The sequence below is a fragment of the Pseudomonas sp. BNK-7 genome, from assembly GCF_048072025.1.
GTDB classification, from domain to species: domain Bacteria; phylum Pseudomonadota; class Gammaproteobacteria; order Pseudomonadales; family Pseudomonadaceae; genus Aquipseudomonas; species Aquipseudomonas danubii.
Window position 1 is genome coordinate 273,310 of the sequence record NZ_CP182252.1, and the last position, 13,148, is coordinate 286,457.

General features: G+C 63.9%; 14 protein-coding genes. 5 read left to right on the forward strand and 9 right to left on the reverse strand.

From position 1 onward, the window contains the following. The first annotated feature begins 13 nt into the window (after positions 1 to 13). From ACMGF8_RS01260 to ACMGF8_RS01280, 5 genes are all read left to right on the forward strand, one after another. Positions 14 to 1,327 carry an MFS transporter gene (locus tag ACMGF8_RS01260; RefSeq protein WP_207815992.1) on the forward strand — a complete coding sequence of 438 codons (1,314 nt, stop codon included), beginning with the start codon at positions 14 to 16 and terminating at the stop codon, positions 1,325 to 1,327. A 309-nt stretch (positions 1,328 to 1,636) separates the two neighbouring features. After that, positions 1,637 to 1,879 (forward strand): exodeoxyribonuclease VII small subunit, encoded by a 243-nt coding sequence (locus ACMGF8_RS01265; RefSeq protein WP_011063724.1) that lies wholly within the window; start codon positions 1,637 to 1,639, stop codon positions 1,877 to 1,879. Continuing rightward, positions 1,876 to 2,763: a polyprenyl synthetase family protein gene (locus tag ACMGF8_RS01270; RefSeq protein ID WP_102882371.1), complete on the forward strand. Its 888-nt coding sequence runs from the start codon at positions 1,876 to 1,878 to the stop codon at positions 2,761 to 2,763. Before ACMGF8_RS01265 ends, ACMGF8_RS01270 begins: the two co-directional genes overlap by 4 nt. Positions 2,764 to 2,875: 112 nt before the next feature. Next, positions 2,876 to 4,774: a 1-deoxy-D-xylulose-5-phosphate synthase gene (gene dxs, locus ACMGF8_RS01275; RefSeq protein WP_416758442.1), complete on the forward strand. Its 1,899-nt coding sequence runs from the start codon at positions 2,876 to 2,878 to the stop codon at positions 4,772 to 4,774. Positions 4,775 to 4,875: 101 nt separating this feature from the next. Further along, a complete protein-coding gene (locus ACMGF8_RS01280) occupies positions 4,876 to 6,768 on the forward strand; it encodes a TonB-dependent receptor plug domain-containing protein (RefSeq protein ID WP_207815988.1) in 1,893 nt (630 codons plus the stop codon). A 16-nt stretch (positions 6,769 to 6,784) separates the two neighbouring features. Here the strand turns inward: ACMGF8_RS01280 and ACMGF8_RS01285 are convergent, their stop codons facing one another. The 9 genes from ACMGF8_RS01285 to ribBA all read right to left on the reverse strand — a co-directional run bounded on the left by ACMGF8_RS01285 (position 6,785) and on the right by ribBA (position 13,138). Continuing rightward, entirely contained in the window at positions 6,785 to 7,582 is a 798-nt protein-coding gene (locus ACMGF8_RS01285; protein ID WP_207815987.1) for a cobalamin-binding protein, read from the reverse strand. Then, positions 7,582 to 8,001: an MFS transporter gene (locus tag ACMGF8_RS01290; protein WP_102865296.1), complete on the reverse strand. Its 420-nt coding sequence runs from the start codon at positions 7,999 to 8,001 to the stop codon at positions 7,582 to 7,584. The genes ACMGF8_RS01285 and ACMGF8_RS01290 overlap by 1 nt, the downstream gene beginning before the upstream one ends. Next, positions 7,998 to 8,615 carry a GTP cyclohydrolase II gene (gene ribA, locus ACMGF8_RS01295; RefSeq protein WP_102865295.1) on the reverse strand — a complete coding sequence of 206 codons (618 nt, stop codon included), beginning with the start codon at positions 8,613 to 8,615 and terminating at the stop codon, positions 7,998 to 8,000. The genes ACMGF8_RS01290 and ribA overlap by 4 nt, the downstream gene beginning before the upstream one ends. A 113-nt stretch (positions 8,616 to 8,728) precedes the next feature. Then, a complete protein-coding gene (locus ACMGF8_RS01300; protein ID WP_207815984.1) occupies positions 8,729 to 9,487 on the reverse strand; it encodes a transporter substrate-binding domain-containing protein in 759 nt (252 codons plus the stop codon). Between the two features lie 10 nt (positions 9,488 to 9,497). Further along, positions 9,498 to 10,001, reverse strand: coding sequence for a phosphatidylglycerophosphatase A (locus ACMGF8_RS01305; RefSeq protein ID WP_102865293.1), 504 nt, complete (start codon positions 9,999 to 10,001; stop codon positions 9,498 to 9,500). Further along, positions 9,998 to 10,963, reverse strand: a complete 966-nt coding sequence (gene thiL / locus ACMGF8_RS01310; protein ID WP_102865292.1) for a thiamine-phosphate kinase — start codon at positions 10,961 to 10,963, stop codon at positions 9,998 to 10,000. The genes ACMGF8_RS01305 and thiL overlap by 4 nt, the downstream gene beginning before the upstream one ends. Before the next feature lie 18 nt (positions 10,964 to 10,981). After that, the gene (nusB, locus tag ACMGF8_RS01315) at positions 10,982 to 11,482 is read right to left on the reverse strand and encodes a transcription antitermination factor NusB (RefSeq protein WP_102865291.1); all 501 of its coding nucleotides are present in this window, start codon (positions 11,480 to 11,482) and stop codon (positions 10,982 to 10,984) included. After that, entirely contained in the window at positions 11,479 to 11,955 is a 477-nt protein-coding gene (ribE, locus tag ACMGF8_RS01320) for a 6,7-dimethyl-8-ribityllumazine synthase (RefSeq protein WP_003185938.1), read from the reverse strand. The genes nusB and ribE overlap by 4 nt, the downstream gene beginning before the upstream one ends. A gap of 91 nt (positions 11,956 to 12,046) precedes the next feature. After that, positions 12,047 to 13,138 carry a bifunctional 3,4-dihydroxy-2-butanone-4-phosphate synthase/GTP cyclohydrolase II gene (gene ribBA / locus ACMGF8_RS01325; RefSeq protein ID WP_102865290.1) on the reverse strand — a complete coding sequence of 364 codons (1,092 nt, stop codon included), beginning with the start codon at positions 13,136 to 13,138 and terminating at the stop codon, positions 12,047 to 12,049. Between the last annotated feature and the right edge of the window lie 10 nt (positions 13,139 to 13,148).

The window sequence follows — 13,148 nt, forward strand, 5'->3', positions numbered from 1 at the left end:
GACCTGACGACTCATGAACCTGAACCTGCTGACATTCCCCGCGCTCTACTGCGCCACCCTCCTGATGCTTGCCGGCAACGGGCTGTTCTTCAGCTTTATCGGCCTGCGCCTGACCAGCGACGGGGTCGGCGAACTGTGGATCGGTGGCCTGACCGCCGCCTATTACGCCGGCATGGTCTGCGGCGCCAAGTTCGGCCATCGGATGATTGCCGCCGTGGGCCATATCCGCTCTTACGTCGCCTGCGCGGGTGCCGCGACCATGATCGTGCTCCTGCACCTGCTGTTCGAAGATCTGTGGTTGTGGCTGGTGCTGCGCTTCATCACCGGCCTGGTGATGATGAACCAGTACATGGTGATCGAAAGCTGGCTCAACGAGCAGGCGGGCAACCAGCAGCGCGGCGCGGTGTTCGCCGGCTACATGGTGGCGGTCTCCCTGGGCTTGATGCTGGGTCAGAGCGTGCTGATCTGGCGTCCCGAGCTGGACTTCAAGCCTCTGCTGATCGTCGCCCTGTGTTTCGCCGCGTGCCTGATACCCGTCGCCCTGACCCGACGCCTGCACCCGGCCAAACTGGTGACAGCACCCCTGCAGATCGGCTTTTTCTGGCGCCGGGTGCCGCAAGCCCTGAGCACGGTGTTCATCACCGGACTGCTGGTCGGTTCGTTCTATGCCCTGGCACCAGTGTTCATCACCTTGAGCGGCCTGGACACGGCCCAGGCCGGCACTTTCGTCGCCGTGGCGATCCTGGCCGGGCTGTGCGCCCAGTGGCCGCTCGGCTGGCTTTCGGATCGCCTCGACCGCGCGCGACTGATCCGCGCCTGCGCGCTGCTCCTGTGCCTGGTGACTGTGCCTTTGTGGGGGCTGTTCGGCCTGTCGTTTACCTTCTTGCTGCTGTTCGCCTGCCTCAGCGGCCTGCTGTTGTTCAGCCTCTACCCGCTGGCGGTCGCCCTGGCCAACGACCACATTGAGCAACCCCAACGCGTGGCCCTGAGCGCCATGCTCCTGGCCACCCACGGCGTCGGCGCCTGCCTGGGGCCGCTGCTCAGCGGCGCACTGATGAACCTCTATGGCCACAACGCCTTATACATGGTGTTTTCGCTGTTCGCCCTGCTGCTGGCCTGGCGGGTACAACCGAGCAAGGTCAGCGGGGAGTTCCGGGTCGACGACGCGCCGTTGCAGCACGTGGCCATGCCCGAGCATCCGCCAAGCGTGCAGGCCTCGACCCTTGATCCACGCATCGAGGCTGTGCCCGGGGAGTGGCTGATCCAGGCACCACCGCCCGGTGAACCAGGGCGCAGCACGCTCAAGACCGACGCTGCATCCGCCTGATTCAGGCAGGGTGCAACTGGACGCTGAGCCGAATAGCGCATTTATTCGGCTCATCCCCGAAGAGCCCGCCCATGGACCACCCACGCTGGATCTGGCAACAGCACGGCGCCTGGCCTGGAACTCCCTCTGGAAAGCCGCACCAGTCCACGCAGCGAAGACCTGCCGGAGCGTCTCGGCACCCCTGGAAAAACCCCGTGAAACGCTCAAGCCAGGGCCAGTGAAACGCGTGCCAGCGAGCGCTTCTCATTTGCCCGAAACCCCGGTGTCTGCTAGTGTCGCGCCGGTTTAACGTCAACCGGGATAGCCGCCATGGCCCGCAAAAAAGCTGCCTTAGATTTCGAACAATCCCTCGCCGACCTGCAAACCCTGGTCGAGCGTCTGGAGAACGGCGAGCTGTCGCTGGAAGACTCATTGACCGCCTTTGAACAAGGCATCGGCCTGACCCGTGATTGCCAGGCCGCCCTGGCCCAGGCCGAGCAGAAGGTGCAGATCCTGCTGGAGCGCGACGGCGAACTGGCCGAACAACCTTTCGACGCGGAACAGCCAGAATGATTGCCGCTTATCAGGCCACCAGCCAGGCCCGCGTCGACGCTGCAATGCACACCCTGTTCACCGCGCCAAGCCCCGAACTTGCCCGTCTTTATGAAGCCATGCGCTACAGCGTGATGAATGGCGGCAAGCGTGTACGCCCGCTGCTGGCCTACGCCGCCTGCGAGGCCCTGGGCGGCCGGCCCGAGCAAGCCAACGGCGCGGCCTGCGCGGTAGAACTGATTCATGCTTACTCCCTGGTCCACGACGACCTGCCGGCCATGGACGATGACGACTTGCGGCGCGGCCAGCCCACCACCCACAAGGCGTTCGACGAAGCCTGCGCGATCCTCGCCGGCGACGGCCTGCAGAGCCTGGCCTTCAGCGCCCTGCTGGACCCGGGCCTGAGCGACGCCAGCGCCGAGATCCGCCTGCGCATGGTCACCACCCTGGCCCAGGCCGCAGGCCCGGCGGGCATGGTGGGCGGCCAGGCCATCGACCTGGGCTCGGTGGGGCTCAAGCTCGATCAGAAAGCCCTGGAGTACATGCACCGGCACAAGACCGGCGCGCTGATTGAAGCCAGCGTGATTCTCGGGGCCCTGGCCAGCGGCCGGGCCGAGAAAGACGAACTCAAGGCCCTGCAGACCTACGCTCAGGCAGTCGGCCTGGCATTCCAGGTGCAGGACGACATCCTCGACGTCGAAAGCGATACCGCCACCCTGGGCAAGCGCCAGGGTGCCGACATCGCTCGGGACAAACCGACCTACCCGGCGCTGCTGGGCCTGGCCGCAGCCAAGGAATACGCCCTGGAATTGCGGGACCAGGCGCTGCATGCGCTGCGTCCGTTTGACGCAGCGGCCGAGCCCTTGCGCGAGCTGGCGCGGTATATCGTCGAGCGCCGCAGCTGATCGACTCCCGATAGCCGGACCGCATATCGGCCAAGTTCGGCGCTCCGCGTGGGCAGCTTGCGATGCATAAGGTAAACTGCCGCCTCTTTCTATACCTATAACGATTCGCCTGATGCCCACGACGTTTCATGAGATTCCCCGCAAACGCCCTACCACGCCGCTGCTCGACCGTGTCCAGACGCCGGACGGCCTGCGTCGGTTAGGTGAAGCCGAGCTGGAAACCCTGGCCGATGAGTTGCGCCTGGAATTGCTCTACACGGTCGGCCAGACCGGCGGGCATTTCGGTGCCGGCCTCGGGGTCATCGAGCTGACCATTGCGTTGCATTACGTGTTCGACACCCCGGACGACCGGCTGGTGTGGGACGTGGGTCACCAAGCGTATCCGCACAAGATCCTCACCGGTCGTCGCGAACAGATGGCCAGCCTGCGCCAGAAAGACGGCCTAGCGGCCTTCCCGCGGCGCTCCGAGAGCGAGTACGACACCTTTGGCGTCGGCCACTCCAGCACCTCCATCAGCGCCGCCCTGGGCATGGCCATCGCCGCCCGCCTGCAGCACAGCGAGCGCAAGGCCATCGCGGTGATCGGCGACGGCGCCCTGACCGCGGGCATGGCCTTCGAGGCGCTGAACCACGCGCCGGAAGTGGACGCCAACATGCTGGTGATCCTCAACGACAACGACATGTCGATCTCGCGCAATGTCGGCGGGCTGTCCAACTACCTGGCCAAGATCCTCTCCAGCCGCACCTACGCCAGCATGCGCGAAGGCAGCAAGAAAGTGCTGTCGCGCCTGCCCGGTGCCTGGGAAATCGCCCGCCGCACCGAAGAATACGCCAAGGGCATGCTGGTCCCCGGCACCCTGTTCGAAGAGCTGGGCTGGAACTACATCGGCCCCATCGACGGCCACGACCTGCCGACCCTGATCGCCACCCTGCGCAACATGCGTGACCTCAAGGGCCCGCAGTTCCTGCACGTGGTGACCAAGAAGGGCAAGGGCTTCGCCCCGGCGGAAGTCGACCCGATCGGCTACCACGCCATCACCAAGCTGGAACCCCTGGATGCTCCGGCGGCCGCACCGAAAAAGGCTGGCGGTCCGAAGTATTCCGGCGTCTTCGGCGAGTGGCTGTGCGACATGGCTGCCGCCGATCCGCGCCTGGTGGGCATCACCCCGGCGATGAAGGAAGGTTCGGACCTGGTGGCCTTCAGCGAGCGTTTCCCGCTGCGCTATTTCGACGTGGCAATTGCCGAGCAGCACGCAGTGACCCTGGCAGCCGGCATGGCCTGCGAAGGCGCCAAGCCGGTGGTGGCGATCTACTCCACCTTCCTGCAGCGCGGCTATGACCAACTGATCCACGACGTGGCGGTACAGAACCTCGATGTGCTGTTCGCCATCGACCGCGCCGGCCTGGTGGGCGAAGACGGCCCGACCCACGCCGGCAGCTTCGACCTGTCCTACCTGCGTTGCATCCCCGGCATGCTGGTGATGACCCCGAGCGACGAGAACGAGTTGCGCAAGATGCTCAGCACCGGGCACCTGTACAACGGCCCCGCCGCCGTGCGCTACCCGCGCGGCACCGGCCCCAACGCGCCGATCGACAAGGACCTGGAACCGATCGAGATCGGCAAGGGCGTGATCCGCCGTCAAGGCAAGCAAGTGGCCCTGCTGGTATTCGGCGTGCAACTGGCCGAAGCCCTGCAAGTGGCCGAAAAGCTCGACGCCACCGTGGTCGACATGCGTTTCGTCAAACCCCTGGATGAAGCCCTGGTCCGCGAGATCGCCGGTAGCCACGAACTGCTGGTGACCATCGAGGAAAACGCCATCATGGGCGGCGCCGGTGGCGCGGTCAGCGAGTTTTTGGCCCGCGAAAGCATCCTCAAGCCGATCCTGCACCTGGGCTTGCCCGACGCCTACGTCGAGCACGCCAAACCGGCGCAGATGCTTGCCGAATGCGGCCTCGACGAAGCTGGCATCGAAGCTTCGGTGCGCCAGCGCCTGGAACTGCTGGGCCTGTAACCGCCACACTCGAATGCACACGCCCGCCACGCGGGCGTGTGCTGCAAGACCCGACCTTTCGCTGTACGCGGTCAAGGCCGCAGTGCGCTAATGGAATAGCCATGCAACTTGCTCGATTTGCCCTGCCCCTTTGCCTCCTGCCTTGCACTGAACTCCTGGCCGAGAGTCTCGGGCGCGATCAGGCATTGAAACTGTCCGAGACACTGATCAGCACCAACCGCCAGGTACAGGCGCGCAACGACAGCAGCGCGGCGAACACGGTATTCACCCGGGAAGATATCGACCGCCTGCAACCCACCAGCCTGACCGACCTGCTGCAACGGGTGCCCGGGGTCCAGGTTGCCCAGAGCGGCGGACGCGGCAACCTGCCGAACATTTTCATTCGCGGCACCAACTCGGCCCAGAGCCTGGTGCTGGTGGATGGCCAGCGCATCAGCAGTTCATCCTCCGGCGACAGCAATCTGCAATTCATCAGCGTCGAGCAGATCGAGCGAGTGGAAGTGCTGCGCGGCTCGCGCTCGGTGATCTACGGCAGCGACGCCATTGGCGGGGTGATCCAGATCTTCACCCGGCGCGGCGCCGAGTCGGGACTGCATGGGCGCATGCGCGTCGCCGCTGGCAGCAACCAGACCTGGGAGCGCAGCCTGGGCCTTTCCGGCGGCGACGCCCAGACCCGCTTCAGCCTCGGCGCCAACCTGGATGAAAGTGCCGGAATCGACTGGACCCACGCCTCCTACCCCAGCGATGCGGATCACGATGGCTACCGCAACCAATCCCTCAGCTTCACCCTCAGCCATGCCCTCAGCGACGACCTGGAAGTGGGCTTCAACCTGCTGGATAACCGAGGCCGCAGCCGTTATGACAACCCGTTCGGCCCGGAGCAGGATCTTTACACCGACTTCACCGTCAGCAGCGTCAGCGGCTTTATCGATGCAATGGTTAATGATCACTGGCAGTCTCGACTGGAACTGGGCCACAGCGAGAACCGCGACCTCAAGAGCGATAAGCTCAGCGACCAAAACAGCGTGTTTAACACCTACCGCGACTCGCTCGCCTGGCAAAACGATCTGCGCCTGAATGCGCAGCACAGCCTGATCCTTGGCGCCGACTGGTATGAGGACCGACTCAATACCGGGCCGGCCTTTTTCATCGGTAGCACCCCGCTGTACTTCGCCGAAGACAGCCGCTGGAATCGTGGAGCCTTTATCCAGCATCGGTTTCAAGGCGAGAGCTTTTCCACCGAACTGGGCCTGCGCCGTGACCAGAACCAGCAGTACGGCAGCCAGAACACCTGGAGCGGCACCCTGACCCTGCCACTGAATCCGGACAACGACCTGCTGCTGTCCTACAGCGAAGGCTTCCGTGCGCCGAACTTCAGCGACCTGTATTACCCAGGCTTCAGCAACCCGGACCTCAAGCCGGAGCACTCCAGGAGCTACGAACTGCAATGGCGCAGCCAACTGACGCCAAGCAGCCGCCTGGAAACATCGGTGTACCGTACCGACATCAGGGACGCGATCATCTTCGACTTCGGCGCGCAGCGCCCGGAGAACATCGGCTCGGCGAGGATCAATGGCCTGGAAACGGCCCTGAAGCAGGAGTGGTTCGGCTGGCAGAGCAGCCTTGGCGCCGCCATCATCGACCCACGCAACCGTCAGAGCGGAGAGCAACTGCCACGCCGAGCCAGGCGCACCCTGAACCTGGATCTGGACCGGCAGTTCGAGCAGTTGGGCCTGGGCGCCAGTTGGCAGTTGGTAAGCGATAGCCGTGAAGATCAAGCTCCGCAGAAGCAGGCGCGACTCGGCGGCTATGGGCTGGTTGGATTGCGCAGCAGCTGGACCGTCAATCGCGAGATCAAACTGGACCTGAAGCTCGACAATTTTTTCGACAAGTCCTACTCCCGAGCGCTCTACAGCTACCAAGGCGGCGACTATGGCTACCGCACCGAAGGCCGCACCTGGATGCTCGGCGTGACCTGGACGCCCGAGCTGTAAGATCCGCCGAAGGGGCTCAGCGCTCAGGCGCGATCAAGGCACAGAGCTTGGCCGTCGCCGCGATCATCTGCCCACTGGGTCGCTCCAGCCCCTTGTCCCTCACCAGCAACAGCCGCCCCTGCTGCACCGCCGCGATCTGCGGCCAGGCCTTCCAGGCATCCAACTGCCCCTGGGCGGTGGCCAGGATCGCCTGCGGATTACGCTGCAACACCGATTCGATGCTGACCTGGGGCGCCGGCAACGACTGGTCGGCAAACACATTGCGGGCGCCACAGACGCTCAGGGCTTCGCTGATGATCTGGCCACCGCCCACGGTATACAGCGGCCGGTCCCAGACCTGGTAGAACACCGGCAATGCCGGTTCGCGGTGATAGCGGGCACGCAAACCGGCCAGTTGCCCGTCCAACTCGGCGGCCAGTTTACGAGCGGCCGCCGAGCGCCCCAGACGCTCGCCGATTTCGGTGATCTGCGCCGTCAGTTGCTTGAAGTCATGAGGCTCGGCGACATAAGTGGGGATCCCCAGGCGCGCCAGCTGATCGCGCTGGACCGGGCCGACGCTGCCCGGCCAGAGCAAAAGCAAATCCGGTCGAAGGCTCAGCAGACGCTCGATATCCAACTGGCCGTAACGCCCTACCGAAGGCAGGTCCTTGAGCGGTGCCGGCCGCTCACCGGCATCCAGCACGCCCACCAGCAAGTCGGAAGCCCCCAGCTCGACGACGATTTCCGAGAGTGACGGCGCCAGGCTGACCACCCGCTGCGCCGCCAGTGCCGGTGTGCCGACCAGCAGGCACAGGACCGCCAGCCAGCGCCACATCAGCCGAGCTGACGAGGAATACGGTAGAGGTAGAACAGCACTGCGGTGGACAGGGCCAGGAGCATCAGCGGCACCGCTTCCAGGCCGACGAACACCGCCAGGGCACCGATCCAGGCTGGCAAGGATGCCGCCAGGAAGGCGGCACGACGACGGGCCGCCAGGGTGATCCAGGCGGCAGGTTCCTCAGGGGTATCCAGGGCCTTGCCAGCGGCGATCAAGGCATGTTTGTAGCCGTTGAAAAAACGCAGGCTGACGAACATCGAGGCCGTACCGGCGATAAAGAATGGCATCGCCAGCACTGGCATCAAGGCCTCGCCCTGACCAAACACCAGGTTGATCACAAACAGCGGCAGCAAGGCCAGGGCCAGGTATTGCCACCAGCTAACGGTCAGACGCCGTTTGACTTGACCCCGAGTCACGCGCGGTCGACCTCGCCCTGGTGCTCGTTGCCCATCATGTGGTCGAGCTTGCTGGCCTTGGTCGCCAGGTACAGCTTGTTGTGGGGGTTGTGCCCGGTGTGCAGCGGCACCCGCTCGGCAACCTGGATGCCCATCTCGGTCAACGCCTTGACCTTGCGCGGGTTGTTGGTCATCAGGCGTAGGGACTTGACCCCCAGATGCTCGAGCATCGGCAGGCACATGCCGTAGTCACGCTGATCCGCGGCAAAGCCCAGGCGCTCGTTGGCTTCCACGGTATCGGCGCCACCATCTTGCAGCTCATAGGCACGGATCTTGTTCAGCAGGCCAATACCGCGACCTTCCTGACGCAGGTACAGCAGCACCCCGCGACCTTCCCGGGCGATGGCCCGCAGGGCGGCTTCCAGCTGCGAGCCGCAATCGCAACGCTGGCTGAACAGGGCGTCGCCGGTCAGGCATTCGGAGTGCAGGCGACCGAGAACCGGCGCGCCATCGGCGATGTCCCCCAGGCTGAGCACCACGTGCTCGCGACCGGTGGCTTCATCGAGAAAACCATGCATGGTGAATTGCGCAAAAGGCGTAGGCAGCTTGGAAGCGGCAACAAAAACGACGGGCACTGTTGTGCTCCTGATCTGTATGAGGACTGGAGATTCGCAGAGGCGGCATTGTAACAGCAGCCTCCACTGCACGCTTAGGCTGAATTATCGGAGATAAAGATCGATAAGTTTGATCAACGGACCGCCGGACGCGGACTCCCATCAAAGGGATAAGGCTGCTTCCAACGCTCGAAGATTGGCCGTAATTGCCCTGTACTCACCAACTGCGCCATGCGCTGGTCATACAGCTCGCGCATTTCCCGGCCCCGGGGATTACTGGCAAACCCCAGGTACAGCGGCAGCTCGGCCAAATGGGTGCGCTTGAACTGGCTCGGGTCCTGAGCCTGGCTCAGCACATAATCGATCTCGGTCTGGGCATCGATATAGTAGTCGGCGCGACTGTAGAGCAGCATCGGCAGGATACCGACACGCCGCCGGATCTCGTTGTAGCGGCGAACATTGGGCAGGTAGTCCTGGTACTTGTAGCCACGCACCCAGACCAGCCGGTAACTGCCGAGCGTCGCCAGGCTCAGTTCCGGACTGCTCGCCAGGCCCAGGGCGTAGATGTGGTCCGTGTCGTAGTTCCAGTGCGGGTACAGCACGCCCGGCGATTCGTCGCGATAAGCCCCAACCTGTGCATCCACTTCGCCGCGCTGCACCAACCCGACCGAACGGGTATAAGGCACGCTGCAACGCTCGATGGTGATTCCCACGGGCTCGAAGACTTCGCGCAGGATGGCCCAGGCCAACCCATCGCCGTCGGCCTCGGTGTATTCGCTCCAGACCTCACTGGCGATGCGAATCTGCCCGGATGGCGCCTGCAGCTCGCCGGCCCGGACGCTGCAACAGCTCCAGGCAACCAGCAACACCAGCAGCACGCGGCAGACATCCATGCCTAATTCCTCAGTTGAAGCACCACACCAGCCCTTGCATCGCCAACCAGGCAAACACGCCAGCCAGCACATCATCGAGCATGATGCCGACACCGCCATGCACATGCCGGTCGACCCAGCGAATCGGCCACGGCTTGAGAATGTCGAAGAAACGGAACATTAAAAACCCCGCCAACAGCCAGTACCAGCCCTCGGGCACCAGCCACAGGGTGATCCACATACCGACCATTTCGTCCCAGACGATACCTTCGTGGTCATGCACCCGCAGATCGTCGGCGACCTTGCCGCACAGCCAGAAGCCGAACAGCATGGTGACGCCGAGCATCAGCCAGTAGCCCCAGTCCGGCAACATCTGCCACAGCGGGATAAAGGGTAGTGCAACCAGCGAGCCCCAGGTGCCTGGCGCCTTGGGCAAGGTGCCGGAACCAAAACCGAACGCCAGGAAATGCCAGGGATTACGCCAGACCGACGGCGGTACGAACTCCGCCGGAACCTGTTTGGGATGATCTGTCACGGTGTCTCCGCAAAGTGTTGATAACCCCGGGTGCCGGGGGTGATGTCCTGGCCGCCGGCGTCCAGCAGGGTCACACCCTGCCCGGCCACCACTTGCCCCACCACCTGCACCGGCCAACCAGCCGCCAACAGCGGCGCCAGCTCGGCAGGCGGCAAGGTAAAGGCCAGGACATAGTCATCGCCGCCACTCAAGGCCGCAGCGCGGGCACCCTGTTCTCCAAGAAAGCTCAACAATGCTGGCGACAGTGGCAGTTTCTCCACCTCCACCTGCAAGGCGACCTTCGAAGCGGCCGCGATATGCCCGCAATCGGCCAGCAGGCCATCGGAGATATCCAGGGCCGAGGTGGCCTTGCCCCGCAGTGCCTGGCCCAGGGCCAATTGCGGTTGCGGTGACCAGTAGTGAGCCAGCAAGGGGGCGGCGATGCTTGCATCAGCGCTGCGCTGGCCCAGGACCAGCGGCAGGGCTCCGGCGGCATTGCCCAGCTCACCGCCGACGCAGAGCAAATCACCCACACGGGCACCACTGCGGGTCAGGGCAAGGCCTGCGGGCACTCGCCCGAAGACGGTCAGGGTCAAGGTCAGCGAGCCACGAGTGGTGTCGCCACCGATCAGGCGCACATCGCAACTCTGGGCCATGGCGTTCAGGCCACGGGCATAGGCCTGCAGCCAATCGGCGCTTACCGTCGGCAGGGTCAGGGCAAGGGTAAAGGCCAGCGGGGTGGCGCCCATGGCAGCCAGATCGCTGACAGCCACCGCCAGGGAGCGTTGGCCTAAAAGATAGGGGTCGCAGGGATCGGCGAAATGCACACCGGCCACCAGGGTGTCGGTGGAAATCGCCAACTGCTCGCCCGAAGCAACCGCCAGCAAGGCGCAGTCGTCACCAATCCCCAGGGCAACACCCTCGCCGCCTTGCGCACAAGGCGCGGCAGCGAAGAAGTTACGGATCAGCTCAAACTCGCCCATGGCAGCTGCAAGCGCGGTTCAGCGCTTGAACGCCTTCACTTCAGCTTCACGCAGGCGTGGGGCCAGCTTGTCGAGAACACCGTTGACGAACTTGTGGCCGTCGGTGGAACCGAAAACCTTGGCCAGTTCGATACCTTCGTTGATCACAACGCGGTACGGCACGTCGACGCGCTTGAGCAGTTCCCAGGTGGACAGCCGCAGGACCGCCAGTTCAACCGGGTCCAGCTCATCGATGGCCAGGTCCAGGCAAGGCACGAGCGCGTTGTCGATCTCGTTCTTGTTGGCCGGAACTCCGTGCAGGATCTCCCGGAAGTAGGCGCCGTCGATGTCAGTGAAATCGTTGTCGACCCGAAACTGCGCTTCGATCTCGTTCAGCGAATGCTTGGCCATGTGCCATTGGTACAGCGCCTGGGTCGCGAGCTGACGGGCTTCGCGACGCTTGGCGCTCTTGGATGGCTTGCCGGCGTTGGCAGGCTTGGGATCGCGCGGGTTGAAACGATCGCTATCGTCGCTAATCACTTGGCCTCCAACTGCGCCAGCAGGCTGACCATTTCCAGGGCGGACAAGGCAGCTTCGGCCCCTTTGTTGCCGGCCTTGGTGCCGGAACGTTCGATGGCTTGTTCGATCGAATCAACGGTCAGCACGCCGAAGGCCACTGGCACGCCGAACTCCATGGACACCTGGGCCAGGCCCTTGGTGCATTCGCCGGCTACGTATTCGAAGTGCGGAGTACCGCCACGAATGACCGCGCCCAGGGCGATGATCGCCGCGTATTCACCCTTCTGTGCGACTTTCTGCGCGACCAACGGAATTTCGAAGGCGCCAGGGGCACGGATGATGGTGATGTCGCTTTCGCTCACGCCATGGCGAACCAGGGCGTCAACCGCGCCGCTGACCAGGCTTTCGACGACGAAGCTGTTGAAACGGCCGACCACCAGGGCATAGCGGCCTTTAGGGGCGATGAAGGTACCTTCGATGGTCTTCAGGGTCATTCGACAAATCTCTTAAAGAGCCAGAGCGTGTCTAGCACACGCTCTTCAGTGATATTTGAACCGCGAATTTCAAGCCGGAAACGACCGGCTTTTATTCGGAGGGCACGTATTCTACAACTTCCAGGTCGAAACCGGATATCGCATTAAACTTCATCGGCGCACTCATCAGGCGCATTTTGCGGACGCCCAGATCGCGAAGGATCTGCGAACCGGCACCGACGATGCTGTAGGTGGTGGGTTTCTTCACCGGCTGGTGTTCCGCGGTTTCACGGATGTGCGCCAGCAGTACATCGCCATCCAGCGGGTGACCCAACAACAGCACCACGCCACTGCCGGCCTCGGCCACTTTGACCATGGCCGCGCGCAGGCTCCAGCGGCCCGGCTGCTTGACCATCAGCAAGTCGCGCAGCGGGTCCATGTTATGCACGCGCACCAGGGTCGGCTCTTCAGCACAGATATCGCCCAGGGTCAGGGCCATGTGCACGTCGCCTTCCACCGAATCACGATAGGTCACCAGATTGAACTGGCCCAGTTCGCTGTCCAGGGGCTGCTCGGCAATCCGCTGAACGGTACGTTCGTGGATCATCCGGTAGTGAATCAGGTCGGCGATGGTGCCGATCTTGATGTTGTGTTCAGCGGCGAAGGCTTCCAGTTCGGTACGACGGGACATGGTGCCGTCGTCGTTCATCACTTCGCAGATCACCCCGCTTGGCTCGAAACCGGCCATGCGCGCCAGGTCGCAGGCGGCTTCGGTGTGGCCGGCACGGGCCAGGGTACCGCCGGGTTGGGCCATCAGCGGGAAGATGTGACCCGGGCTGACGATGTCCTCGGGCTTGGCGTCCTTGGCCGCTGCCGCTTGTACGGTACGCGCACGGTCAGCGGCCGAGATGCCGGTGGTCACGCCTTCGGTGGCCTCGATGGAGACGGTGAACTTGGTGCCGAAGCCGGAACCGTTGCGCGGCGCCATCAGCGGCAGCTTGAGCAGCTCGCAGCGCTCGCGGCTCATGGGCATGCAGATCAGGCCACGGGCGTGCTTGGCCATGAAGTTGATGTGCTCGGCCTTGCAGCACTCGGCGGCCATGATCAGGTCGCCTTCGTTCTCGCGGTCTTCGTCATCCATGAGGATGACCATCTTGCCTTGGCGGATGTCTTCAACCAGTTCTTCGATGCTGTTGAGCGCCACGCGGCACCCC

What these genes read in the sequence shown, in the direction of transcription:
- ACMGF8_RS01260 (WP_207815992.1), top strand. Translation starts at nt 14, where the DNA reads ATGAACCTGAACCTGCTGACATTCCCCGCGCTCTACTGCGCCACCCTC.
- ACMGF8_RS01265 (WP_011063724.1), top strand. Translation starts at nt 1,637, where the DNA reads ATGGCCCGCAAAAAAGCTGCCTTAGATTTCGAACAATCCCTCGCCGAC.
- ACMGF8_RS01270 (WP_102882371.1), top strand. Translation starts at nt 1,876, where the DNA reads ATGATTGCCGCTTATCAGGCCACCAGCCAGGCCCGCGTCGACGCTGCA.
- dxs (WP_416758442.1), top strand. Translation starts at nt 2,876, where the DNA reads ATGCCCACGACGTTTCATGAGATTCCCCGCAAACGCCCTACCACGCCG.
- ACMGF8_RS01280 (WP_207815988.1), top strand. Translation starts at nt 4,876, where the DNA reads ATGCAACTTGCTCGATTTGCCCTGCCCCTTTGCCTCCTGCCTTGCACT.
- ACMGF8_RS01285 (WP_207815987.1), bottom strand. Translation starts at nt 7,582, where the DNA reads ATGTGGCGCTGGCTGGCGGTCCTGTGCCTGCTGGTCGGCACACCGGCA.
- ACMGF8_RS01300 (WP_207815984.1), bottom strand. Translation starts at nt 9,487, where the DNA reads ATGGATGTCTGCCGCGTGCTGCTGGTGTTGCTGGTTGCCTGGAGCTGT.
- thiL (WP_102865292.1), bottom strand. Translation starts at nt 10,963, where the DNA reads ATGGGCGAGTTTGAGCTGATCCGTAACTTCTTCGCTGCCGCGCCTTGT.
- ribE (WP_003185938.1), bottom strand. Translation starts at nt 11,955, where the DNA reads ATGACCCTGAAGACCATCGAAGGTACCTTCATCGCCCCTAAAGGCCGC.